We start from the raw sequence: 23,501 nt of genomic DNA on the forward strand, positions 1-23,501 counted from the left end.
TAGGGGCTAAATCTTGAGTTTGTTGGTACTGTCACACCCAGCGGTGTACTGTTCTTTTGGTAACCATGAAGCGTTTAGCTACCTGGCGGATGGAGGTGTTACCTGCCTGATAGGCTGCTACAACTCTTTGCCGCAAATCCAAAGAATGAGTCGGCATTCCTTTCTCTCCTTCCTCTTGAATACCTGTACCCTATTTTAAATTAAAAGGCTGTAAGGCTGGCCATCGACTTCTTCTTCTCGTTAAAAGTTGAAAGGGGGTTGCGCAAGCTGCCCTTTTCCTTGTTGGTATGGGATCAGCTCGCCGGATCCTGCTCCACTCTAAAGTCCTTTGGAAGTTCCCCTTTCCCAAAAGCAAGAAGACCCAACCTTGGTCGGGTACTGCCCCAGGCAAGACGGCAGCGCGTCCAGAAACAGCCGCTGTGCCAAAAAGGGAGGGATCCCTTGTCTAGCTAGGGATCCCTCTTCCGAAACCCATTGAGATGAGAACCAGTTAGTCGCGCTCAATGTACAAAAAGAGCACAGCCATGGTTACTGCCGGCAGCAGCCAACCGACAATGGGGACGAAAATCCAAGGAAGATAAGCAGCAGCGTAAGAACCGGTCATGATCTTGCTCCTCTCCAGTGCCTTGACAAGTTTGACAACTCAATTAACCTTAATTCACCAACCCTCGAAAGATGGCGTCGATCCCGGCAAAGTTCTCCAACAAGAAGTAGGCAGCAAACACGCCACCCATACCTCCCAAGAAAAATCCTGCTGTCAGATCCCCCCAGCCACGGGCCGTAGATAGAGGATTGGCGCCCGGCGTTTCCGGCTTGTTTCCAAAGGTAACGCTGCCATAGGCGGACATACAGGCGGTTCCCAGCAGCACAATCGCCATCGCCGTGACCAGCCCGCCCAAATTGGCTGCCTCAGGATAGTCGCGCAGCGGGCCCACCACGATTTCTGGCCCCACCAAAAAATAGCCATGCGCCAACCCAATCTCCAGCCCTCGCAACAGCGGCGATAGGCCAGGCCGGTTAATGGGGAGGTTGTTGATAAACAGACGGGTGAGAGGAGAGTCACTGATGGGCGTTGAAAGATGGCCCTCGCAGGGATCGTCGTTAAAGGTGCGAATGTAATCCATGTCCGAAGATCCTGGCTGGAATTTTGGGATTCATTCTACGGGGCCTCAGTTCTCGTCTCAGCAGCCGCTATCCGGATCGTTAAAAAAGTTCATGCTTGCTTAACAGAGATACAGACCCTCGCGCTTTGGTTCAACGACGCCGTGCCACCCCAGAAGATAGAATGCAACTGCGAGCCGCGCTACACAAAAGGATAGCTTGGTAGCCCCGTACTTTAGTACGCGGCGGAAAAGCCCTTGAGCAACTTTAGTTGCTTCTTTGTTATAGTTAGTACAGAGCTTCTCCAGGAAAACAACCTACTGCGGTGCAAAACCCGCGCGGCAATAACTAACCTGGAGGAACTTAAGTCCGAAGTAAGCAGAACTTTGAGGTTATGCCTCAAAGGACTGTCTAGGGGCGTCTTGACAGCGCCTTCGCGAGTCCATTTTGGGCTGCGTAAGAATCCCCTGGGTGGGAGTGTCAATTTTCCCTGGCAGGCCATCCTCGGTTCCTCCAGAGGGCTCACGCTTCCCTTGCCATTCTCGCCAGAGAACATAGCTCCCGATTGCCAGGAAGCCGAGGCCAGCCAACCATTCTAGCCAGGCTGCCGGGATCACCTGCCCCAGGGATCCCCCTAAGGCTACGCTGAGCAAACTGGCGGTCACCAGGGCGCTGGCAGAGCCGAAAAAGATCGCCCAGGGAGACTTGGACTGGGCGCTTATGAGCAAGGTGGCCAACTGAGTCTTATCGCCCATCTCCGCCACAAACACGGTTAAAAAGGTAACAAGCCAGAGCTGTAGCGGGGATCCCTCTGGCGGGTTGTTGACGGCGGAAGGCGCTTCAGGGGGGGACGGCACCGTCTGCGCTTCCAGGGCAGGAGACAGAGCCAGGTTCTGGCCGGTGGGTTGCCAGTCCACAGAGGCGGCTTCGTTCCAGGGGAGATAGTGCTGCCCAACGGCCCAAAAAACCAAACCGAGAACCAAGGATAAGGCAGTCAGCCCCAAGCCTAAAGCCAGTTGCCTCTGCCAGGAACGCGCTGATGCCATGGTCTCTGCTGTCCGCTAACCACCGACATGCAGCTTATCCTGTAGCGGGGCTCTTTTTCACCGGTTCTGGAAAGAACAAGGGCGCTAGAGTAAAAAGTAGAAGAAGAAGGGGCGTTGGCCGAGCGGTTTAGGCAGCAAACTCATAATTTGCCTTACACAGGTTCGATTCCTGTACGCCCCATCGCCGCAACCCTCTCCGGAGAAGGGCTGTAAACTACCCGACTCCGACTGCCCCCTCAATCCCCCCTATATCCCCCCGTACACGGGGGGACTGGGGGGCGGGGCTCCTGCGGCTTCTGGCTGAATTGAAACCGGCTTGCGAGGGTTTGCCATCCCCAGGCGCTTTGCTGCTGAGGCGACCCCTCCCAGGCAAACCGTCAAAGGCGAGGGCTCGACTCCCTGCGGGATCTCGTATCTAAGGGACGAGGCAGCCAGCGCTCGGGCAAGGCGGCGGGGGATCCCCAGCGGGACTGGAGCCGGCTGAGAAACTCTCCCTGCCAGGTGCGCAAGTCGGCCAAGTTGGCCCCGCCGTTCATGACGGCAAACCAGATATCGCCCCGCTCAGTTGGCAACACGCCCGCCAAGGTGCTGACGCCGCTCAGGGTGCCCGACTTGGCGATCAAGATCCCCGGCAGAAGCCGCCGCTCCAGCACGCCCACATCCTGGCCGACGACGGCAAAGGCATCCGCCAGCGACAAGCCGCGCTCTTCCAGCAACGCCTGGGTTGCCCGCAACATGGCTACATTGGCCCGCGGGGAGATGCGGTTTTCCACCCCCAATCCCGAGCCGTTGATCAGGTGCAGCTCTTCTGCCGGGATCCCTGCTGCAGCGCGGGCTATTTGGGCAACCTGGGCCGCTCCTCCCACCGCCTCTGCCAGCATCTCGGCCATGGCATTGTTGCTGTAGAGGTTCATCAGCTTGAGCAGGTGAATGAGGGGAGGCGACTCATGCCTGAGCAAGACCTGGGCCTCCGAAGGGATCTGCTGGGCAACTCGCACCGACCCCAAAATCTCCACCTGCGGCCTGGGGGTGCCGGGGGGCAAGGTCTGGAATTGCGCCTGGGCTTCCGGGGGCCAGAGGCGGGCATCCAGCCCCTGGCGCAGCAGGGATCCCGAACGGGCCCCATCCCGGGAAAAGTTCATGTAGAAGCGGCCCACCACCACCAGATCCCCGCGCACCTGGCGGATCCCCTGGGCGTTGAGGGCGTTCCCCACCGCGAAGGCTTCCTCCCAGACAAAGAAGGGATCCTCCCCCCCCAGCACCCAGAGATCGCCCTGCAAAACTCCGTCCGTTCCCAGCGAACCGGTTGCCAAGTAGGTGGTCACAAAGCGGTGGTGCGGGCCAAACTGCTGCAGAGCAGCCAGGGTGGTGGCCACCTTGGTCAGGGAGGCCGCCGGCAAAGCCTTGGATCCCTGATGTTGCCCCAAAACCTCGTCGCCCCTCTGCAGCCAAACCCCCTGGGCCGTGGAAGCAAAGCCGCGGCCGCTCAACTGGGCCAGGTAGGTCTCCACCTGAGGTTGCAGGGATCCCTGCGCCGTCGCCTGAGCTGAGCTCAGCAGAAGGAACGCCGCCGAGAGCGTCCCCCCCCAGATCGCAACCAGCCGCCAGCCCGGCCGCTGTCGTTGGCAATAGCGTTGCGGAGCACTTTTCACCCAAAATGCCCTCTAAAAACGCCAACCCACCCCCAGAGCGGAGCCCTCAGCTTGGCAACTCCCAGCCGCTTTCTTCTAGCGGCTCCACGTCGATGGTGCCGGGGGGCGTTTGCCGATAAAAATGGCCATCGGCAACAAACAGCGGCTCGCCACAACTGGGGCAAAAGAAGCGGCTGCCCTCGATGGCCTGAGACTCGGACCCACACACCGGGCAGCGATCCGTGGCGATCCAGCGGCGCGCCCACCAGCGAAAGGCCAGCAGCACCAGCACCGGCAGAGAGAGCAAGAACAGCAACAGAGCCACCAACCCGGCGACCAGCCACCCCAGCCCGACACGGGTCAGCAAAGCTGCCAAGGCCAGGGATCCCAGCCAGAAGCCCCAGCCGGTTAGAGAAATGGAATAGGTTTTGGGCTGCTCAAACCGCATCTTTGTTTTCCCTTCCCGTATTGACTACGCTTAGCAACGCCGCCGGGATGCCGCGGGCCTTTTCCCGAGTTATGTTAGCCCAGACTCACTCGAACTATAAGGCCACCTGGGCATACCCTGTAGGCTAGCTCATTTCCAATAGACGCGGGATCCGGTTTCCCGCACCCCTTCTTCTGCCGGCCCAGGCGCTGCCGTTGCTTCTCAAGAAGGCAACAGGATCCCTTTGGCAGCCGAAAGTCAGTGGCGCTATCTTAAATGAGGCTATTATCAATTACAGAACTTATTGACTGTTACGGCGACGTTGCCCAACAGCGGAGGGGGGCATCATGGTCTACACGGAAGAAGCCTTCAAAGCGGAGCTAAATGCCAAAGGCTGGCGAGCCACTCGGCAGCGGGAAATCATCCTCCAGACCTTTCAAAACTTGCCTGAGGGGACTCACCTGAGCGCCGAGGAGCTGCACAAAAAGCTGCGGGAAGAAGGCCACAACATCAGCCTTTCCACCATCTATCGCACCGTCAAGCTGATGGCGCGCATGGGCATTTTGCGCGAGCTGGAACTGACCGAAGGCCACAAGCATTACGAGATCAACCAGCCGGCCCCCCACCACCACCACCATTTGGTGTGCATCAAGACCAACAAGGTCATTGAGTTCAAAAACAACGCCATCCTGAATATCAGCCAGAAGGTGGCTGAAAAGTACGGCTTTAAAGTGCTGGATTGCCAGCTCACCATCATCGGCATCAGCCCGGAGGGACAGCGCTCGATCTTGTAGCCAAACAATTTCTGCAGCTCAGCTCCTGGATAAATGCTTGCCCTGGGCGTTCTGTACTGGGTTTGGGGGGAGATGGGGATCCCTTGGTAGAGAAAATGCCAGAATAGCCGCTGTAAAGTCGAAAGCCATTGGCAATTGAAGCAATAGCTCAGCTTACCCTACCCCCTCCGGGAGACGGCCATGAACGAGCAGGAATTGGCGCAGTGGCTAGAGCAAGCTCTGGCAGACCTGCGTCTGAGAGTTCAGGTGAAGGCCCAGCCCCTCCAAAGCAGTCCTGGGGATTACGCTTTGGTGATCATGATCAACCACCCTGCTCACGTTGCTCTCGACCATGAGAGGCTGACGGCCTGGTTCCAGAAGGCAATTCCCAGCCGCTATCCCCAAGTCAAGCGCTTGGCTCTCTACAGCCGCCCCATCGGCCAACAGCAGGCCAACTGGAAAACTCAGGTGAGGCTGGCTCCGGAAGCGGCGACGGGCAGGGGGGATCCCGCCGACAGTCCAGATCTCAGCCGCTATTGCTTTGTCCAAGACCGCCAGTTGCTCACCGCTGACCTGCCTCAACCCTCCAGCGTGGTGCGCCAGGCGGTCTTGGGTTTTCATAACCTCACCGCTGGGCAAAAGGAAGAAGTGCTGCCCCTGTTGCCCACCTTGTTCCGCAACCCCGGTGCTGTCTCGACGGCAATGCTGTCGGTGGATGCGGCCCTGTGGCTAGAGCCCTTGAAAAGCCTCAATCCCCACGAGCTGCGCCTGTTGAGCGTTTGGCTGAGCCGCTATTGCTTCAACCCCAGCCGCGCCTTGGCCGACTTGGATCCCGCCACCTCCAATCTCAGAACCGGTCAGACCCGACGCCGGTACCGCACTCCTCAGACAGGGGTCTCGCTGGTTTTGGCCAGCTTTGCTGGCAACCTCACTCTGGCCGCCGGCGTGACCCTGAGCCTGTTGTTCGGCATGGTGTTTGTGTTGGCCCTGGCCGTTTTCGGCACCTTGGAAGGGGGGTTCTCTTTTGGCTCTTTTCTTTCCGCCGTTCTGCTCACCCTGGCCTTCAACGCCCTCATTTTCTTTTTGTCTCCCTGGTTGATGGACTGGATCCAGCACAGCCTCTACAGCACCCAGTGGGTGAGCTTGGCGGAAATTGGGCGTCGCAGCCCAGAGAGCGCGGAGGTGATCGCCCGCGTCTGTCGCCAGTACAAGCTGAAGCAGCCGAAGCTGGGCTTGATCCGCGACCAAAACCCTACTGCTTTTACCTATGGCAGCCTGCCGGATACGGCCCGCATCGTCGTCAGCGAAGGGTTGTTCACCTACTTGGAAGATGAGGAGGTGGCCACGGTCTATGCCCACGAGCTGGGGCATGTGATCCACTGGGATTTTGCTGTCATGACCCTGGCTTCCACGTTGGTGCAGATTCTCTACCTCCTCTACGTCTACCTGCGCGACACGCGCCGAGACCGCAGAGGGGGCAAAAACGTAGGTTCCTTGGCTCTGGTCGCCTACTTTTTCTACGTGGCCGGCTCCTACTTGGTGCTGTACCTGTCGCGGGTGCGGGAGTACTTTGCCGATCACTTTGCCGCCGAAATCACCGGCAACCCCAATGCCCTCTCGCGGGCTCTGGTGAAAATAGCCTTTGGCATTGTGCAAGAAGGGGAGCGGCAACAGGATGAGGAAACCCGACAGCGCAGCGCTCGCCTGCTGGAAGGCACACGGGCCTTGGGGATCTACGATGCCAAGGCGGCGGTGATGGCGGGGACAGCCTACCGGGTGGCCGCGGATCCCAGCCAGGTGGGCAGGGTGTTTTTGTGGGATCTGTTTAACCCTTGGGCCGGGTGGATGGAGCTGAACTCCACCCATCCCCTCACCGGCAAGCGGGTGCGGGCGCTGGGCACCTATGCCGAACAACTGGATCTGCCGGTGGAGTTCGACATGGCCAGCGTGGTGGCCCAGGGCAAGCAGCTCAACCGCCAGCAGCTCTACGGCAATTTTCTTCTGGACGTGGTTTTGTTAAACGCCGAGTGGCTGGGGGCGATCTTGGGGATGGTGCTTGGGATCCCCGCTCTGCAGGCGGGGTCTTACGGCATGTTTGCCGGCCTGGTTCTGGCGGGAGCCAGCTTGGGCCTGCTGCTGAAGATGACGGTGATGTACCCCAGCTTGGAAAACCCGCCGGCATTGACGGTGTTGAAGGCCATGAGCAACCCCTACGCCAGCCCCTTGCGCGGCTTGCCGATGCAGCTAGAGGGGCGGGTGATCGGGCGGGGGGATGCGGGCTATCGCTTCGGCTCCGATCTCAAGTTCCAGGATGAGACGGGGATGATTTTCTTGCGCTATGTTTCTCGGTTTGGGCCGCTGGGCAACTTCCTGTTTGGGGCCAGCCGGGCAGGCAGGCTGGTGGGTCAAGAAGGGACGGTGGTGGGATGGTTCCGGCGGGGGATAGCTCCCTACCTGGATCTGTCCCGCTTCCAGAGCCGCTATGGCGAAGTGGTGACCAGCCATCCGGCCTTTGGACAGGCGGTGCAGGTGGCGCTGGGCTTGATGGCCGCCTTGCTGCTGATGACCGTTTTCCCCTTCTAGGACGGGCTCAGGATGAGGTCGACTGCCCGCTGTCGGCGCGGGCGTAGTCGTCGCTGAAGCGGATAATGTCGTCTTCGCCCAGGTACTGGCCGTTTTGCACTTCGATGATCACCAGGGGGATGACGCCGGGGTTTTCCAGGCGGTGCTTGGTGCAGGGGGGCACGTAGGTGGACTGGTTGGTGGTGATCAGCCGCTCTTCATCGCCGCAGGTCACTTTGGCGGTGCCGGCCACGACGATCCAGTGTTCGCTGCGGTGGTAGTGCATCTGCAGGCTGAGGCGATGCTTGGGCAGCACCACAATCCGCTTGATCTTGTAGCCGGGGCCCTCGTCCAGCACCGTAAAGCTGCCCCAGGGACGAGTTTCAGTATTGCTCTCGATGAGCTTGTTAAAAACTTCAGCCGAGAAGGTAGCTGGCAGTTTTTCCACTGAGGGCATGGGGGAATTGGGAGTTTCTAGCATAGGCTGCTCTCCTGGGGGCCCTGCCTTCAGCTTATCCTATGGAGCTGGGCAGTAGCCCAACTCCACTCAAATCTTGTGGGATCATGGAGAAGTCTCCTCATCGGGGGAAAAGGCCCTTCTTCTCCATGCATTCCTACCCGGTTCACATCCACGACCGCCAGAAAGACGCCCACTACTTCATCCAGGTGCCTGCCGACCAATACATCCTGGAGGCTGCCGAAGCCCAAGGGATCCAGCTTCCCTTTGCCTGTCGCAACGGCGCCTGCACCACCTGTGCGGTGCGGATCCGGCAGGGATCCCTCTACCAGCCGGAGGCAATGGGGATCTCGCGGGAGCTGAAGGAGCAGGGCTACGGGCTGCTGTGCGTGGGCTATGCCCGCTCCGAGCTGTGGGTGGAAACGCAAGATGAAGATGAGGTGTACGAGCTGCAGTTTGGCCGCTACTTTGGCCAGGGGCGGGTACGAGCGGGGATCCCCCTCGACGATGAGTAATTTTTCTGCCTCAGTTGCCTCTAAAGACCTGCCGCCGTCCCCCCGGCCTTGGCAGCTCCAGGGCTGGCTGTTGGGCTCGGCGGCGCTGATCCCGGTCAACCTGGCCCCTAGTCTGTTGCTGGCGGTGGTGGGGACGGTGCAAAGCTATGGCCGCTACTGGCAGCAAATCCGGCGGGATCCCGGCTTTTGGCTGGCGGGCCTGCTGAGCCTGGCGGTGGTGGTGACAGCGCTGCTGGGGGAGGACTGGCGGCTGAGCTTGCCGGGGATGTTCAACTACTGGCCTTTTCTCCTGATGCTGCCGGCCTTTGCTGCAGCGCTGAGGGATCCCCTCAGCCGCCGCTGCCTGGCGCAGGTGTTGGTGCTGGGCAGTGGCCTGATGCTGCTCTTGGGCTGGGGAGAAGTGCTGTGGGGGTGGCAGGGGCATCTCTTCTTGGGGCCGCTCTGGATTACGGGCGTGGCCGGTGGGGAGCGCCCGGCGGCAGCCTTCACCTCCCCCAATCTCCTGGCCATTTATCTTGTGATCCATCTGGGCTTGGCGGCGGGGCTGTGGGGGGCAACTCAATCTCACCCCACCAGAGCAGGGCTGGCGGCGCTGCTGGGGTTAGGATCCCTGCTGTTGCTGCTGACAGCCTCCCGCAACGGCTGGGGGGCAGGGGGGCTGGCGCTACTGATTGGGCTGGCCCTGCGGCGCTGCTGGTGGGGGCTCGCCTTCCTGGCCGGCTTGGGATTAGCCGGCTTGGCCGCTGCTTTGGACTGGCCCGGCTGGCGGGCGGTTGTCCCTTCCTTGATCTGGAGCCGGTTGGCAGACACCTTTGACCCCCAGGCCCCCTATTTCAGCTCGACGGCCAACCGCCTCGATGCCTGGCGCTTTGCCCTGCAGATGGTGTGGGAGCGGCCCCTGACCGGCTGGGGCTGGCAGAGCTTTCCTGCCCTCTACAATGCCCAGGATCCGCCAGAGCTGCTGGGCCACTGCCACAACTTGTACCTCCATCTGGCGGCAGAAGGCGGGATCCCTCTGCTGCTGGGCTACTTGGCCCTTTGGGGTTGGATCTTGGCGCGGGGCTGGCGAGCCTGGCGTTGCTCCCAAGACGAGATCCTCTTGGGAGTTTTACTGGCCTTGACGGCGTTTTTTGCTGCGGGGCTTTTGGATGTGGTGATCTTGGATGGCCGCCTTCACCTGTTGATCACCTTGCTCTTGGGCGCAGCTTGGGGGGCCAGCCTCGAGCTCCGCTGCAGCCAGGCAAAGAGGGTTCCGGCGGATCCCCAGGCACCCCGGTCAATGCCACAATAGAGTTCCTCCCTTGGGTTTTCTGGGATTACTCTGTTTCGGTTGCCGGATTTTCTTACGTATCGAGTTTAGCTTTGGATGGTCTCACCCGATTTCGATTGACCAAAACTTTGGCGGCGCAGGCCCCGCCCTGAGGACTCTGTCCCGCTTGCGCGAATAGGGCTGGGGAGAACGTCAACCACCTTTTTCCATGGAGCAGCCAATCCCTTCTCTGGCCCCTGATCCCATCAAGCCGGGGGATCTCCTATCCCTGGAGATCACCGACCTAACCCCTGAGGGCGATGGCATTGCCCATACGCTTGGCCACGGGCGGGGTCGGGTGGTGTTTGTCGCCCAAGCGGTGCCAGGGGATCGCGTGGTGGCTCAGATAACTGAGATCAAGCGCAACTATCTGGTCGGGCGAATTCGCTCCCTCATAGCTCCCTCGCCGCAGCGGGTGCGGCCGGCCTGCATTGTGGCGGACAAGTGCGGTGGCTGTCAGTGGCAGCACGTCAGCTACGCTCAGCAATTGGTTACCAAGCAGCAGATCCTCAGGGATGCGCTGGAACGAATTGGCGGTCTTACTCTGCCGGAGCCTGTCCCGATTTTGGGATCCCCGCAGCCGCTGCGCTACCGCAATAAGGTCACCTACCCCATTGCCAAAGCAGAGGGCCAGCCGCTGCGCATGGGCTACTACCGACCGGGCAGCCACCGCCTGGTGAACCTCAACCAGTGCCCTGTGCAGGACGAGCGGCTGGATGTGTTCTTGCGGGAAATTAAGCGGGATCTGCAGGAGGCCGGCTGGAGCGTCTACGACGAAAGCCGCCACCAGGGCCATCTGCGTCACTTGGGCTTGCGCATTGGTCGCCGCACCCGCGAGGTGCTCCTCACCTTGGTCAGTTGCAGCCGCGACCTGCCCCACCTAGAAAGGTGGGCCAAGCGCTGGATGCAGCGCTACCCCGACCTGGTGGGGGTTTGTCTCAACCTCAACCCGGCCCGCACCAACACCATCTTTGGCCCGCAAACGGAGGTGATTGCCGGGCGGGGATCCCTGCGGGAAGAATTGGCCGGTCTTTCCTTTTGGATTGACAGCACCTCCTTCTTTCAAGTCAACACGGAGCAGGCGGAGGCCTTTTTTACCTGGATAGTGGATCAGCTCCAGCTGCGCGGCGAGGAGATCGTCCTGGACGCCTACTGCGGCATCGGCACCCTAACCCTGCTCTTGGCCCGGCGGGCCAAACGGGCGATAGGGGTGGAAGTCCTGCCGGCGGCGGTGGCCCAGGCCCGCTACAATGCCCAGTTCAACGGCATCCCCTCGGCCCAATTTTTCCAGGGCGCAGTGGAAACGGTTTTGCCAACTCTGCCTCCTGCCGATATTGTGGTGTTGGATCCGCCGCGGCGCGGCTGCGAGCGGCAGGTACTCGAGATCCTAAAGCAGCGACAACCCCAGCGCCTTGTCTACATTAGCTGTCACCCTGCCACCTTGGCGCGCGACCTGCAAATTCTCATGGCCGAGGGATCCTACCGCCTAACCCAATGGCGAGCGGCCGACTTCTTTCCCCAAACAGGCCATGTAGAGGGGGTGGCCTTTTTGGAGCGGGTCTGAGGGCAACTCCAAAAACCTTGCCCAGCTTGCCGCAGAGCCGCCCTCTTGGTAAACGCAGCAGCCAGAGGCGACAAATGCTAACGTCAAAATAGTGACCTTAAAGTTTCGCAACGGATCCCTTTCCATTACCCTAGTTTTTCTTCCGCGATCTCGATGCTCAGAGCTGGAATTGTTGGCCTGCCCAATGTGGGCAAATCGACTCTATTTAACGCCCTCTGCGAAAATGCCAAGGCCGAGGCGGCCAACTTCCCTTTTTGCACCATTGAGCCCAACATAGGACGGGTGGCAGTGCCGGATGAACGCCTGCAGGTGCTGGCCAAGATCAGCGGCTCGGCGGCAATCGTCCCCGCCCAGATTGAGTTTGTTGACATTGCTGGCCTGGTGGCCGGCGCCAGCAAAGGCGAGGGGCTGGGCAACCAATTTCTCTCCCACATCCGCCAGGTGGACGCCATCGTACATGTGGTGCGCTGCTTCAAAGATGAGAACATCGTGCATGTGGCCGGCTCCGTGGATCCGGTGCGAGACATGGGCGTGATTAACCTGGAGCTGGCCCTGGCGGATCTGGCCCAGATCGAGCGGCGCTTAGAACGGGTGCGCAAACAGGCCAAGTCCGACAAAACGGCTCAAGTAGAGCTGCAGGCCCTGGAGAAGCTGCAGGCCGCTTTGGACGAGGGCAAGCCGGCCCGCCTGGTGCCCCTCAGCCCAGAAGAGGAGGCCTCCATCAAAGGGCTAGGGCTGCTCACCCGCAAGAAGGTGATCTATGCCGCCAACGTAGCGGAAACGGAGCTGGCCACTGGCAACGCGTGGGTGGAGCAGGTGCGGCAAGTGGCCCAGGCAGAAGGGGCGCGTGTGGTGGTGGTCTCAGCCCAGGTGGAGGCGGAATTGGTGGAGCTGCCGCCTGCAGAGCGACAGGCTTATCTAGACTCGCTGGGGGTGAAAGAAGGGGGGCTGAAATCTTTGATCCGCGCCACCTACGAGCTGCTGGGCCTGCGCACCTACTTTACTTCCGGCCCCAAAGAAACCCGCGCCTGGACAATCCCTGCCGGTGCCACTGCTCCTCAGGCAGCGGGGGTTATTCACTCGGATTTTGAGCGGGGCTTTATCCGGGCGGAAACGATAGCATATGAGGACCTAGTGGCAGCGGGATCCCTGAGTGCCGCCCGAGAGAAGGGCCTAGTGCGCAGCGAGGGCAAAGACTACGTGGTTCAGGAAGGAGATGTGATGCTCTTCCGTTTCCATGTCTAGGACTCCCTAGCCTATTCAGCCAAGCCGTGGTTTCTCAGCAGTGCCTCTAGGCAAAACGACTTATCTAGCCAGGGATCCCTGCTTCCAAGGGGTCTGCTTGACGCAACCGTTTTCCTGAGAAAACTGTTGACGCTGTAACGAAACATCACAATAATTGGACTAGATAAACAAGTACTTTAAGGGATGTATTGATGGATCTGCTGCAATACGGGCCGATGGCCTGGGTTTACCTAGCAATTTTTGCCTCCATCATCTGGTGCATCTGGGGTCGTTCGGAAGACGACATCATGTTTTAGCTCAAGCGGGAGGGGTTCCTCTGCGAGCTAAGGCTACTCCTTGGCCTTAGGCTGGCAGGGGATCCCTCCTAGGTATGGCTTTTTGCCGACCTCAGGTGACGTTTCCCCTCACTCACTCAACCAACTGAGGGTCATACCAAGGCAGATACACAACCGCGGCCCGCGCCACGCAGCCACTCCTCCCCTTCACGGGAGACACCTAGCAATACCCCAAAACAAACGGAGCGAGGGATCTGTATAGATTACTGCCCCCTGCGCTTCCCTACTTCTAGAATTCAGCTAGGCACGCGCTGGTCCTATCTGGGGCGGCTGCTCTGACAGCGAATTAGCTTGCAGGAGTTATGGGCGTTACCAGCTTGCTCTCTCGCCGTCCCCTGCCTGGGGCAGAACAAACACCGGAGGGGTACTGCCTTTCCTGGCGGGGTGTGGCGGTGATGGGGGTACTCAATGTAACCCCCGACAGCTTTAGCGACGGCGGCCAGTGGGGATCCGTGGAAGCTGCCGTGCAGGCAGCCAGAGCCATGGCAGCGGCGGGGGCCTTGATTGTGGATATCGGCGGCGAGTCCACCCGTCCGGGGGCAGAGCCGGTACCGGTGGAGGTGGAATGCGACCGGGTTTTGCCCGTGATTCGGGCTCTAGAGGGATCCGGCATTCTCATCAGCGTCGATACGCGCCGAACGGAGGTGGCAGCGGCAGCTCTGGCGGCTGGAGCGCACATGATTAATGACGTCACCGGCCTGCGCGATCCGCAGATGATGCAGCTGTGTGCCGAGAAGGGGGTGCCGGCAATCATCATGCACATGCGGGGAGAGCCCCGCACCATGCAGCAGCTTACCCACTACGAGGATCTGGAGGGAGAAGTTTTTGGGTTTCTCAAGGATCAAGCGGAACGGGCCCTGGCAGCCGGTGTTCCCAGCGTGGTTTTGGATCCCGGCCTGGGCTTTGCCAAAACCGCCGAGCAGAACATTGCCCTCCTCAGAGCGCTGCCGCGGCTGGTGGCCTATGGCTACCCGGTGCTGGTGGGAGCCTCGCGCAAAAGTTTTGTCGGCCAGCTTGCCGGCATTGCTGTGCCTAGAGAGCGGGATAGCGCCAGCGTAGCCGTGCACCTCTTTGCCGCCAGCCGGGGCGCTACCCTGGTGCGGGTGCACAACGTCCCCGCTCATGTCTCGGCTCTGGCGGCCTGGGCAGGTCTCCACGATGAACCCAACTAGGCTGGTGCTGCGGGGTCTTAGCCTCCATGCCCACCACGGCTATCGTCCTGAGGAGGCCGTGTTGGGAGGGCGCTTTGTGGTGGATGTGGAGATGCAGCTTGGTTGGGTTCCCCAAGCGGATGACCTGGCCCACACAGTGGACTACGCCCAGGTGTACGAGGCGGTGCGGGAAGAGGTAACCCAGCGACGCTACCGGCTGATCGAGACGTTGGCAGACCGGATTGCTGAGCGGCTGTGGCAAAGCTATCCCCAGGTGGAAGCCCTGACGGTGCGGGTGCACAAGCCACAGGCCCCCCTGCCCGGTTTGTTCGACGATGTCTACGTGGAGATTGTCCGCCACCGTTCTCCCAATAGCTAACCCTCGATGCAGCCCGACCTAGCCTACATTGCCCTGGGCAGCAACCTAGGGGATCCGCTGCAGCAATTGCGCTCGGCTGGGCAGAAGTTGCTCAGGTTGGGCCAGGTGGTGGCTCGCTCCAGCCTCTACCGCAGCCCCGCCCAAGGGGGGCCACCCGGCCAGCCCGACTACCTCAATGCTGTGGTGGCGTTGGATCCCTTTCCCCCTTACCAATCGCCCCTGGAGTTGCTGAGGGCGCTGCTGGCCATCGAGCAGGAGGCAGGGCGAGTGCGGCGCATCCGCTGGGAGGCCAGGACCCTGGACTTGGATCTGCTGGCAATGGGCAACCGGATCCTGAAGAGCCCTGAGCTAACCCTGCCCCACCCTCGCATGATGGAGCGCCCTTTTGTCCTGGCCCCGCTGTGCGAGATTGCTCCCCATTGGCGCCACCCCGAAACCGGCATAGCCGCAGCTGAGGCGCTGGCTGCCCTGGATAGCTCCTGGCTGGAGCGCACTGACCTAGGCTGGGATTGAGCTCTTTAGCGCAGCCGCCATTTTCGCCGCCAGATCCACCAGCCGCGAGGCATAGCCGTACTCGTTGTCGTACCAGGAGAGCACCTTCACCGTGCGATCCCCCAGCGTCATCGTCGACTCCAGATCCACAATTGAAGAGTGGGGATCGCCGATGATATCGGCCGAGACAATGTGCGGCGGGGCAATGGCCAGGATACCGCGCATCGGCCCTTCTGCTGCCTCCACAAAGGCTTGGTTGACCGCCTCTTTGGTAATGGGCCGCTCAGTGCGCACCACAAAGTCCACGATCGAGCCGGTTAGGGTGGGCACCCGCAGTGCCAGGCCGTCCATCTTCCCTTTCAGGGCAGGCAAGACCTCGGCAACTGCCGTAGCTGCCCCTGTTGTGGAAGGCACAATCGACACCGCCGCCGAGCGGCCCCGGCGATAGTCCTTGGGATCCGGGCGATCCACAATGGCCTGGGTGGCAGTGTAGGCATGGCACGTGGTGAGAAAGCCCGTCTCGATGCCAAAGCGATCCAGCAGGACCTTGGCCAGCGGCGCCAGACAGTTGGTGGTGCAGGAGGCGTTGGAGACGATATGGTGCCGCTCTGGGTCGTACTGGTCGTCGTTAACCCCCATCACCACCGTCAGGTCGGCGCCTTTGGCAGGGGCGGAGATGATCACTTTCTTGGCGCCGGCTTCTAGGTGTTTGGCCGCCCCCTCCCGCTTGGTAAACAGGCCGGTGGACTCTATCACCAGGTCAACCCCGAGGTCTTTCCAGGGCAGTTGCGCCGGATCCCGTTCTGCCAGAACCCGGATCTTGTGGCTGCCGACTTGCAGGTGGCCATCCACAACGCTCACCGTCTGGGGCAGGCGCCCGTAGGCGGAGTCAAATTGCAGCAAGTAGGCCAAGTTCTCCGGCTCGGTGAGATCATTAACCGCCACCACCTCCAGCCCTCGCCCCGGCTGGGAGAGCAGCGCCCGCAAAAACGACCGGCCAATGCGGCCAAATCCGTTGATGGCTACCCGTGTGGTCATGGCAATCCTCCGGTATCAGTTCATGGTCATGGGTCGAGGGCTGCGGCGCAGGAGACGCCAACCCCTTAGGGATAGGTTAGAAGAAGAACGGGATCCGCCTTGCCTTTGCACTTCAGATCTCCAGATTTGGATCCCAACGGAGATTTGCGATTTAGGCTAACCCAGGAATTGCGGGTAGAGGAATTCAGATGAAGGTATTGCTGACCAACGATGATGGCATCGAGGCGGCGGGGCTGGCACACCTCAGACTGGCCCTCAGCGCTCTCGTTGCCGAGGAAAACTGCTGGATTGTGGCCCCCCACCAGCCGATTTCCGGCTGTAGCCACCAGGTAACGACGGGGCGGCCCTTTCGCGCCTGGGCCCGCGGCGAGCGCACCTTTGCCGTCGAGGGATCCCCTGCCGACTGTGTGCGGGTGGCCCTGTTTAAGCTCGCCCCTGCCGTGGATTGGGTGCTTTCTGGCATCAACGAGGGAGGGAATCTGGGATCGGATGTGTACTTGTCCGGCACGGTGGCGGCGGTGCGGGAGGCGGCGCTGCGTGGGATCGGAGGGATCGCCATTTCCCAGTATCGGGCAGGGAGCCAACCCATCGATTGGGAGCAGGCCCAGCGGTGGACGCGGGAGATCCTGGCCGAGCTGATGGAACAACCCCTGCCAGCCGGCTCCTTCTGGAATGTCAACTTGCCCCACCTGCCACCGGGATCCCCTTTGCCGGAGCGAGTTTACTGCCCCCTCTGCACGCAGCCGCTGCCACTCGATTACGCCGTAGAAGCAGAGGGGGAAGGCTTGGCATCGCTGTGGTTTCGCTACCAGGGGCGCTACGCAGAGCGAGCCCGCGATCCCCAGACCGATACCGATATCTGCTTCTCCGGTCGGATCGCCATCACCCAGGTGCACCTGTGCTCAGGAGCTCCCAGGTGAGGGGGTGAGGTTGCGGGCGATGGTTCTCAGCCGCTGCAGCCGCAGTGCCGTCAGGATATCGGTGGGATCCAGCTTGAGAACCTGCTCCAGGGCATCTGCTAGGTGTTGGGCTGCCTCTTGGCGGGTGTAGCCGCGGAACTGGGCGCGGCGCAAGGCAAACTCGTCGGCATCGAAATGGGCGCTCTCCCGATTCAGGTTTTGCCAGATCTGCCGCACCGAGAGCGCCGTGATGCCCCCCGCCAACAGGGCAGAAAACGGGTGCTGCAAAGAGAGCTCTGCCACGGTGGTGATGCCACCAAGCAAGGCCAGCGACTGGTAAAACCCCGGCTGTAGCCAGTTGCGGTTGTCGAACCAGCCCACCTCCCGCAAAAACAGCAGATCCCGCTGCGGCTGCGGGATCCCTTGCCAGCGGCGAAAATCGATGGCAATGATGCCCTGCGGCTGCCAAGGGGCCTTGCGGCGGGAGAACAACAGGGCCTCACCTCCCGAGTGGGGGACAACGCGGATCAAGGCCCGGAGAGAAGCGGGAAGCAGATCCCGCAAGCGTTCGATCTCTTCTTTTTGAAAGGTTTCCAAGGGTTTGAAGTCTGAGCGGCTGGTCATAGTTTTACCTGTAGAGGCACGGAGAGAGAGGATCCCACCTACCCCCCGGCAGCCTTGCGGCCCTGAACACCCCAGACCTGAAAAACCCTGCCAGGATTAGTCTACCGCATCTTCAGGTCGCCAGTAGCAGCCCCCCAGGGCAAAAAGCGCCAGCAAGTTTGCTTAGACTGAGAGGAAAAGTCTACGCCTCGATCCGAGCCAATGCCAGTTTTACCGGAACCCAGCGAACAGAGCGCCGGCAGCCCCCTTTACACCTATGCCTTCTTGCCGATGCCAGACGCGCCGCTTTGGCATTTCATTCAACAAACTCAAGGGATCCGCGGGCCGCTGCAGGTGTTTTCTCCCACAGGAGGCCGAATTGCCGCTGCTGTGGAGCCGATGCCGGATCCTGCGTCGCTGCAGGCTTCGGATGAGGTGCTGCTGCGTTCTGCCCTGCGCCACGACCAGGTGATCTGCCGGCTGTTTGCCCAGATGCCGCTGCTGCCCCTGCGCTTTGGCACCTGCTTTCTCTCAGCCGAAAAGCTGGGATCCCACCTATTGGCCCAGCAGGCGGAGTACGAACAGGCCCTCGCGGCCATCGGGGGAAGAGCCGAGTACTGCCTGAAAGGAAAACTGTCGCCCCAGCCCCCCCCGGATCCCCAACCCGCTCCCAGCGGCACAGCCTATCTGTTGGCCCGCAAACAAGCCTATCTCCAGCAACGACAGGCCCAAGAGCGGCAAGAACAGGAGCTGGCGGCCCTGCAGCAGCTTTGGCCTTCTACCTGGCCAGTGCAAAGAGGGGATCCGCAGCCGGGAGAAGTCCTGCGGCTTTACTTCTTGCTCACCCCTGCCGAACGGGAAACGGCAGCCCAGCTCGCCCAAACCTGGGTAGCAGCACACCCCCACTGGCAATTGGACTGGAGCGAGTCCCTGCCCCCCTATCACTTTGTGGGTGCCCTGCGGGATCCCTCCAGATGTACTCAGTAGTGCCCTAGCAAAAGGATCCCGTTTCGCGCGCCCGGAAACCCTGACCCAGCGAGGATGCAATGTTTTGGCTGTAATTTTTCAGGGTATTACTTACGGATTCTGGTGAGGGATTGGACTACACTACTATTTTTGAAAGTGACCTCCCGTCCCCTCAGCCGTCATGACCCTGGAAACATTTTTTACCCAGCTCAACGCCAACGGCTTAACGATTGCCATCCTGCTCTTTGCAGCTCCTTGGTTGGTTTGGGTTCTCTGCTACTGGATCCCAGGGCAGTGGGAAGAGCCTTTTTTGCTCAGCTTGAACATTGGCTTAGCAGCGGCAAGCCTTGTCCTCTGGGCCGGTTACTTGGCCTATGCCACCAACACGGCCGGCTGGCAGGCGGTGGTCAAGCAGGCGGATATGTTCTTGTTGCTGGTGCCTCCCTACTATTTCCTTAGCTCCATCTGGGTGGCACGGCAGCGCATGCCCCTCTCGCGGGTGCCGGCTTTCCGCACCTTGCAAGGGATCAGCATTTTGGCGGCGGTCTATCTCATCCTCTCTTGGCTCAGCCGCCGGGTCTATGTTGTCTTTTTCTCTTACCTACCCTTTTCGGCCTTTCTGTGGATCCTGGCGGGGTTGTTGGGGGTGGCCTATATTGGCTATCGCATCCTCTTTGGGAATCCGCCCCAGTACCCGCCCGAAAGCTGAGGGGCTGGCCGACAGGGACTAGAATTCGAAAGAAACCCTTTGCAACGGCAATGGTGACAGTCCCTCTGATTTCAGCCCTGAACATCGACTACCGGCCTTTGCAGGAGTTGTTAGCGGCGGGAGCTTGGCTGGAAGCGGATCGGCTGAGCCTGCAACTGCTGTGCCGGGCGGCGGGGGAGGGGGCGGCGCGGCGGGGCTGGCTGTACTTTTCCGAGGTGAGCCGGATCCCGGCAGAGGATCTGCGCACCATCGATGGCCTGTGGCGGGCGGCCTCCGGGGATCGCTTCGGCTACTCGGTGCAGCGGCAACTCTGGCTGGGGGTCAACCGCAACTGGGAGCGCCTCTGGCCGCTGATTGGCTGGAAGCAAGGCTACCACTGGACTCGCTATCCCGACGAGTTCACCTGGGATCTGTCCGCTCCCAAGGGCCACCTGCCCCTTTCCAACCAACTGCGGGGGGTGCGGGTGCTGGAGGAGCTGCTTACCCACAGAGCTTGGGAAGACCTATCCGGCTGAGCGTCTTTTGAATCTTATTGAATCTAAGTTGGATTGGACTGTGGCCGAGCAACTGCAACTGACCCAATTTCCCCACCTGCCCGGCGATCTGGCCCAAGCCTGCGAGCAGGCCATCCAGGCCACACGCCTGGCCCTGCAAGCGGGATACCGCCGCTTGCTCATCGAGATCCTGGCCCCCGACATCAAGCCGGAAGTCTTGGCTCGTCCATTTTTGGAGTTGGTGCCGCCACCGGCTTTGGTGTTGTTCAGCGATGCCGGCGGAGCGGCCCTGGCCCAGCGGGAATGGGGATCCCTCCCCGACGGGATCCAACTGCAGAGCCTGACTGCCCGCACCCAACCTACGCCAGAACAAAGTGTCCTGTTCGTGATGCCGGCGGTTTACAGCCTGGATCAGGTGGAGCGGGTTTGCCAGTTGGTGAGCGGCGGCGATCCCTCTGGGCTGGCGGCCAAAGGCCGGGATCCCAAGCCCGTCGTTCTCCTCAACCCGCAACTTCAGGATGCCGCCGCAGTGGGGGTGGGGTTGGCCGGGCGCCGGCTGCGGCAACGCTTCCTGAGCACCTTTGAGACCAGCTACTACCTGCGCTCGCTGGTAGAAGGAGCCCTGTTTCGCGCCTACCCGGATCCCTGGAGCGTGTGGCAGCAGGAAGAGCCCGGCCTCTACAGCGTCCTCAAAACCTTTAGGGCTCGGCCCAGCGGCGAAGAAGTGGCCGAGCTGTTCAGGGCCAGCAAGAGAGGGGATCCCTGGTGGAGCTGGCGGCGCTGGCTGGGCGGGATCCCATGATCGACCTGCAGCTTCAAGACTGGTGGTCGCGGCAACGGCTCACCCAGCTTAGCTACCCCAACCTATCTCTCAGCGGCGCAAGTGTGTCTTTGCGAGTCATTTTAGAGCCATTTAAAAACGTCGGCGCGATCTGGTATTCAAAGATTTATGGAGAGTATCAGGATAATGTTTTATTGCTGGCCTGCTCTCCAGATTTAGAAGGACTATCGGATCGTGTAAGATGCCTAGAACAGTCTCCTATTCAGAAACTTTGCCGAGAAAATTTTTCCAAACATTTTACTGAATATTTGCTAACTGATGCCGTCGCCTATGAATTAGAAATCCGATTTGAAGGCAAAGACTTTCTTGTTGTCGACCAAGAGAGGCTTGGAAATAGAGTTGTCCACCAAATCTACATTCACGACAACTGCTTTTTCAAACCCGTAGAGGACGATCTCCTAAGCAAGATTATCGGTTGCGTTCTTGAGCAACATAGCTTCTACTTAGGGCAGGAAATCGACTGGTCAGAGATCTCGGCGAGATTAACTGATCACTTGCTCACTTCGAGCAAAATCGAGATCCAAAGCGATCCCAAGAGGCAACATGTGTGGATCCCACAGCTAGAAGAAAAAAGTATCCTCTCGGATCCCTTTTTCAAAAAGCTTTCGGCCAGGGCACAGTGGTTATTGAAGGCAGATAAGCCCGTTTTAGAAAGAAAAAAGCCACTGCCTGAAGGGTTCGCCAGCATCTAATGCTTCTGATGATATTTTTGCCCCCTAGCTGCAGCAACTTCCCCAGGGCAGACTGCTCGTATCGCTGCTCCTATCGGAAAGGGACTGGGGGTGAGGGGAGAGACTGGAAGGGTCAGCGGCGCGACGCGCCAGGGCATTGTCTCAAACTACTCTGATATCGATCCCAAAGTTCCAACCCAGTTCCAATTTCGGTGATAGAATCACAACACGCTAGGAGTGTCTGGGGGCTGCCCCCAGGCTGAGATTACATCCTCAGAACCTGATCTGGGTCATACCAGCGTAGGAAAGCGAGTACCGGAGTTGACACCATGCGCAGCGAATGGGTTGCCCGCCGTCGTGGGCAAGCAAATGTTACGCAAATGCACTTTGCCCGGCAGGGCGTGATTACCGAAGAGATGGACTACGTGGCTCGGCGAGAGAACCTACCGCCGGAGCTGATCCGCTCAGAAGTGGCGCGGGGCCGCATGATCATCCCTGCCAATATCAATCACACCAACCTAGAGCCCATGTGCATCGGGATCGCCTCCCGCTGCAAAGTCAATGCTAATATTGGCGCCTCCCCCAGCTCCTCTGGATTAGCCGAAGAGCTGGAAAAGCTGAAATTGGCCATTAAATACGGCGCCGATACCGTTATGGATCTGTCCACCGGCGGCGGCGACTTGGACGAAATTCGCACGGCTATTATCCAAGCTTCTCCGGTGCCCATCGGCACGGTGCCCATCTACCAAGCTCTAGAAAGTGTCCATGGCAATGTCGAAAAACTCTCGGCAGAAGATATCTTGCACATCATCGAAAAGCAGGCCCAGCAAGGGGTGGACTACATGACCATCCATGCCGGGATCCTCATCGAATATCTGCCATTGGTGCGCAACCGTCTCACAGGAATTGTCTCTCGCGGAGGTGGGATCCTGGCCCGTTGGATGTTGGCCCACCACAAGCAAAACCCGCTCTACACCCACTTCCGCGACATCATCGAGATCTTCAAGAAATACGATGTTTCTTTTAGCCTGGGCGATGCTTTGCGGCCCGGATGTCTGCACGATGCTTCTGACGAGGCCCAGATGGCGGAGTTGAAAACCCTGGGGCAGTTGACCCGCATGGCCTGGGAGCACGATGTGCAGGTGATGGTGGAAGGGCCAGGGCACGTGCCGATGGATCAAATTGAGTTTAACGTGCGCAAGCAAATGGAGGAATGCGACGAGGCTCCTTTCTACGTTTTGGGGCCGCTGGTAACCGATATTGCCGCTGGCTACGACCACATCAGCTCTGCCATTGGGGCGGCCTTGGCCGGCTGGTACGGGGCGGCGATGCTCTGCTACGTAACTCCCAAAGAACACCTGGGCTTGCCCAATGCCGAGGATGTGCGCAACGGCCTCATTGCCTACAAAATTGCCGCCCACGCTGCCGATATTGCCCGCCACCGTCCTGGGGCCAGGGATCGAGATGACGAGATGTCCAGAGCCCGCTACAACTTTGATTGGAACCGACAATTTGAGTTGTCTTTAGACCCAGAGCGGGCGCGAGAATATCACGACGAGACCTTGCCGGCAGATATCTACAAAACGGCGGAGTTTTGCTCGATGTGTGGACCGAAGTTCTGCCCCATGCAGACCAAAATGGACGCAGAAGCGTTGAGCGAGCTGGAGCGATTCTTGGCCAAGCAGTCAACAGCTTAGGCATTAGCTTGCCCTGGGCCTCGAACGAAGTTGGAATCGACCTTGGTTCCATCCCTGCTCTCGGGGGAGTGGGGAGGGGCTCTCTCTGCAAGCTATGCTGGGTTATAGAGAAACCCTTGCGGTTGTCTCTGTGGAGGAGAGAGAAGAGCATGGCACTGAAGCAACTTGGACATGTTGCCGTCCGCGTAGAAGACATCTCTAAGGCAGTAGAGTTCTACGAAAAGTTGGGGATGGTCAACGTCTGGAAGGATCCCGACTGGGCCTATATGAAAGCCGGAGACGATGGGCTGGCACTCTTGGGGCCGGGCTACCGGGCGGCAGGGCCCCACTTTGGCTTTGTCTTCAGCAGCAGGGAGGAGCTGGAGGAGCAGCATCGGCGCTTGCAAGCCGCAGGGATCCCGGTAGGGGCCATTCACAGCCATCGGGATGGCACTGCCTCCTTCTATGGCAAGGATCCCGATGGCAACCTGTTTGAGTTTCTGTACGAGCCGCCAGGCACTTTTGACCAAGCCAAGGCCAAGACAGCCGAGGCAAGTGCTTGAGCTCTGAACTGCTATCGCGCACAAGCAAGCTAGGGGCCGTGGGCGTCCTTCTGT

General features: G+C 60.1%; 25 protein-coding genes, 1 tRNA gene, 1 pseudogene and 1 riboswitch. Of the genes and pseudogenes, 18 read left to right on the forward strand and 9 right to left on the reverse strand.

Features of this window, described 5'->3' with window-relative positions; all coding sequences use genetic code 11:
• Window positions 1-34: 34 nt before the first annotated feature.
• From SYN60AY4M2_RS07565 to SYN60AY4M2_RS14760, 4 genes and pseudogenes are all read right to left on the reverse strand, one after another.
• Window positions 35-157 (reverse strand): annotated as a pseudogene (locus SYN60AY4M2_RS07565) (helix-turn-helix domain-containing protein); the annotation flags it as partial.
• Between the two features lie 333 nt (window positions 158-490).
• On the reverse strand, window positions 491-604 hold the full coding sequence (locus SYN60AY4M2_RS07570; protein WP_011428960.1) for a photosystem I reaction center subunit VIII: 114 nt from the start codon (window positions 602-604) through the stop codon (window positions 491-493).
• Between the two features lie 49 nt (window positions 605-653).
• Window positions 654-1,124 (reverse strand): photosystem I reaction center protein subunit XI, encoded by a 471-nt coding sequence (locus tag SYN60AY4M2_RS07575; RefSeq protein ID WP_099812636.1) that lies wholly within the window; start codon window positions 1,122-1,124, stop codon window positions 654-656.
• 369 nt (window positions 1,125-1,493) lie between these two features.
• Window positions 1,494-2,147, reverse strand: a complete 654-nt coding sequence (locus tag SYN60AY4M2_RS14760; RefSeq protein WP_099812637.1) for a TMEM165/GDT1 family protein — start codon at window positions 2,145-2,147, stop codon at window positions 1,494-1,496.
• Between the two features lie 108 nt (window positions 2,148-2,255).
• Between SYN60AY4M2_RS14760 and SYN60AY4M2_RS07585 the strand changes: the two genes are divergently transcribed.
• Window positions 2,256-2,328, forward strand: a tRNA-Ile gene (locus tag SYN60AY4M2_RS07585).
• A 196-nt stretch (window positions 2,329-2,524) separates the two neighbouring features.
• Here SYN60AY4M2_RS07585 and SYN60AY4M2_RS07590 read toward each other — a convergent pair.
• Together SYN60AY4M2_RS07590 and SYN60AY4M2_RS07595 are read right to left on the reverse strand one after the other, a co-directional pair.
• Window positions 2,525-3,799, reverse strand: a complete 1,275-nt coding sequence (locus SYN60AY4M2_RS07590) for a D-alanyl-D-alanine carboxypeptidase (RefSeq protein ID WP_099812638.1) — start codon at window positions 3,797-3,799, stop codon at window positions 2,525-2,527.
• 46 nt (window positions 3,800-3,845) lie between these two features.
• A complete protein-coding gene (locus SYN60AY4M2_RS07595; RefSeq protein WP_011428956.1) occupies window positions 3,846-4,226 on the reverse strand; it encodes a hypothetical protein in 381 nt (126 codons plus the stop codon).
• 326 nt (window positions 4,227-4,552) lie between these two features.
• Here SYN60AY4M2_RS07595 and SYN60AY4M2_RS07600 point away from each other — a divergent pair, with 326 nt between their 5' ends.
• Window positions 4,553-4,999, forward strand: a complete 447-nt coding sequence (locus SYN60AY4M2_RS07600) for a transcriptional repressor (protein ID WP_011428955.1) — start codon at window positions 4,553-4,555, stop codon at window positions 4,997-4,999.
• A 180-nt stretch (window positions 5,000-5,179) separates the two neighbouring features.
• Window positions 5,180-7,561 carry a M48 family metalloprotease gene (locus SYN60AY4M2_RS07605; protein WP_099812639.1) on the forward strand — a complete coding sequence of 794 codons (2,382 nt, stop codon included), beginning with the start codon at window positions 5,180-5,182 and terminating at the stop codon, window positions 7,559-7,561.
• Window positions 7,562-7,568: 7 nt separating this feature from the next.
• On the opposite strand, the gene SYN60AY4M2_RS07610 is transcribed toward SYN60AY4M2_RS07605, so the two are convergent.
• Complete coding sequence (locus SYN60AY4M2_RS07610; RefSeq protein ID WP_206336915.1) at window positions 7,569-8,021, reverse strand: phosphomannose isomerase type II C-terminal cupin domain; 453 nt, start codon at window positions 8,019-8,021, stop codon at window positions 7,569-7,571.
• A gap of 125 nt (window positions 8,022-8,146) precedes the next feature.
• Here SYN60AY4M2_RS07610 and SYN60AY4M2_RS07615 point away from each other — a divergent pair, with 125 nt between their 5' ends.
• The 7 genes from SYN60AY4M2_RS07615 to folK all read left to right on the forward strand — a co-directional run bounded on the left by SYN60AY4M2_RS07615 (window position 8,147) and on the right by folK (window position 15,008).
• Window positions 8,147-8,512, forward strand: a complete 366-nt coding sequence (locus SYN60AY4M2_RS07615) for a 2Fe-2S iron-sulfur cluster-binding protein (protein WP_011428952.1) — start codon at window positions 8,147-8,149, stop codon at window positions 8,510-8,512.
• Complete coding sequence (locus SYN60AY4M2_RS07620) at window positions 8,505-9,803, forward strand: O-antigen ligase family protein (protein ID WP_071813484.1); 1,299 nt, start codon at window positions 8,505-8,507, stop codon at window positions 9,801-9,803. The genes SYN60AY4M2_RS07615 and SYN60AY4M2_RS07620 overlap by 8 nt, the downstream gene beginning before the upstream one ends.
• A gap of 187 nt (window positions 9,804-9,990) precedes the next feature.
• Entirely contained in the window at window positions 9,991-11,385 is a 1,395-nt protein-coding gene (gene rlmD / locus SYN60AY4M2_RS07625) for a 23S rRNA (uracil(1939)-C(5))-methyltransferase RlmD (protein ID WP_099812640.1), read from the forward strand.
• 153 nt (window positions 11,386-11,538) lie between these two features.
• Window positions 11,539-12,630, forward strand: coding sequence for a redox-regulated ATPase YchF (gene ychF, locus SYN60AY4M2_RS07630; protein ID WP_099812641.1), 1,092 nt, complete (start codon window positions 11,539-11,541; stop codon window positions 12,628-12,630).
• A 637-nt stretch (window positions 12,631-13,267) separates the two neighbouring features.
• Entirely contained in the window at window positions 13,268-14,137 is an 870-nt protein-coding gene (gene folP, locus SYN60AY4M2_RS07635; protein ID WP_099812642.1) for a dihydropteroate synthase, read from the forward strand.
• A complete protein-coding gene (gene folB, locus SYN60AY4M2_RS07640) occupies window positions 14,124-14,495 on the forward strand; it encodes a dihydroneopterin aldolase (protein WP_099812643.1) in 372 nt (123 codons plus the stop codon). The genes folP and folB overlap by 14 nt, the downstream gene beginning before the upstream one ends.
• 6 nt (window positions 14,496-14,501) lie before the next feature.
• Window positions 14,502-15,008, forward strand: a complete 507-nt coding sequence (gene folK / locus SYN60AY4M2_RS07645) for a 2-amino-4-hydroxy-6-hydroxymethyldihydropteridine diphosphokinase (protein ID WP_011428945.1) — start codon at window positions 14,502-14,504, stop codon at window positions 15,006-15,008.
• On the opposite strand, the gene gap is transcribed toward folK, so the two are convergent.
• On the reverse strand, window positions 14,994-16,025 hold the full coding sequence (gene gap, locus SYN60AY4M2_RS07650) for a type I glyceraldehyde-3-phosphate dehydrogenase (protein ID WP_099812644.1): 1,032 nt from the start codon (window positions 16,023-16,025) through the stop codon (window positions 14,994-14,996). The genes folK and gap overlap by 15 nt on opposite strands.
• A 188-nt stretch (window positions 16,026-16,213) precedes the next feature.
• Here gap and surE point away from each other — a divergent pair, with 188 nt between their 5' ends.
• Window positions 16,214-16,945 (forward strand): 5'/3'-nucleotidase SurE, encoded by a 732-nt coding sequence (gene surE, locus SYN60AY4M2_RS07655; RefSeq protein ID WP_011428943.1) that lies wholly within the window; start codon window positions 16,214-16,216, stop codon window positions 16,943-16,945.
• On the opposite strand, the gene SYN60AY4M2_RS07660 is transcribed toward surE, so the two are convergent.
• Window positions 16,928-17,548 carry a DUF3318 domain-containing protein gene (locus SYN60AY4M2_RS07660; protein WP_011428942.1) on the reverse strand — a complete coding sequence of 207 codons (621 nt, stop codon included), beginning with the start codon at window positions 17,546-17,548 and terminating at the stop codon, window positions 16,928-16,930. The two genes, surE and SYN60AY4M2_RS07660, sit on opposite strands and share 18 nt — an antisense overlap.
• A 201-nt stretch (window positions 17,549-17,749) precedes the next feature.
• Between SYN60AY4M2_RS07660 and SYN60AY4M2_RS07665 the strand changes: the two genes are divergently transcribed.
• The 7 genes from SYN60AY4M2_RS07665 (at window position 17,750) to SYN60AY4M2_RS07695 (ending at window position 23,447) form a co-directional block, all read left to right on the forward strand.
• Window positions 17,750-18,514 carry a GvpL/GvpF family gas vesicle protein gene (locus SYN60AY4M2_RS07665; protein WP_099812645.1) on the forward strand — a complete coding sequence of 255 codons (765 nt, stop codon included), beginning with the start codon at window positions 17,750-17,752 and terminating at the stop codon, window positions 18,512-18,514.
• Window positions 18,515-18,674: 160 nt separating this feature from the next.
• The gene (locus SYN60AY4M2_RS07670) at window positions 18,675-19,202 is read left to right on the forward strand and encodes a hypothetical protein (RefSeq protein WP_099812646.1); all 528 of its coding nucleotides are present in this window, start codon (window positions 18,675-18,677) and stop codon (window positions 19,200-19,202) included.
• Window positions 19,203-19,252: 50 nt separating this feature from the next.
• A complete protein-coding gene (locus SYN60AY4M2_RS07675; protein WP_011428939.1) occupies window positions 19,253-19,717 on the forward strand; it encodes a GUN4 domain-containing protein in 465 nt (154 codons plus the stop codon).
• A gap of 40 nt (window positions 19,718-19,757) precedes the next feature.
• Complete coding sequence (locus tag SYN60AY4M2_RS07680) at window positions 19,758-20,498, forward strand: DUF1995 family protein (RefSeq protein WP_011428938.1); 741 nt, start codon at window positions 19,758-19,760, stop codon at window positions 20,496-20,498.
• Window positions 20,462-21,229: a hypothetical protein gene (locus SYN60AY4M2_RS07685; protein ID WP_041438007.1), complete on the forward strand. Its 768-nt coding sequence runs from the start codon at window positions 20,462-20,464 to the stop codon at window positions 21,227-21,229. The genes SYN60AY4M2_RS07680 and SYN60AY4M2_RS07685 overlap by 37 nt, the downstream gene beginning before the upstream one ends.
• Window positions 21,230-21,431: 202 nt before the next feature.
• Window positions 21,432-21,532, forward strand: a riboswitch (TPP riboswitch).
• Between the two features lie 5 nt (window positions 21,533-21,537).
• Window positions 21,538-22,905 (forward strand): phosphomethylpyrimidine synthase ThiC, encoded by a 1,368-nt coding sequence (gene thiC / locus SYN60AY4M2_RS07690; protein ID WP_099812647.1) that lies wholly within the window; start codon window positions 21,538-21,540, stop codon window positions 22,903-22,905.
• 149 nt (window positions 22,906-23,054) lie between these two features.
• Window positions 23,055-23,447 carry a VOC family protein gene (locus tag SYN60AY4M2_RS07695; RefSeq protein WP_011428935.1) on the forward strand — a complete coding sequence of 131 codons (393 nt, stop codon included), beginning with the start codon at window positions 23,055-23,057 and terminating at the stop codon, window positions 23,445-23,447.
• Window positions 23,448-23,501: the final 54 nt, after the last annotated feature.

Source organism: Synechococcus sp. 60AY4M2 (assembly GCF_002760375.1).
Lineage (GTDB): Bacteria > Cyanobacteriota > Cyanobacteriia > Thermostichales > Thermostichaceae > Thermostichus.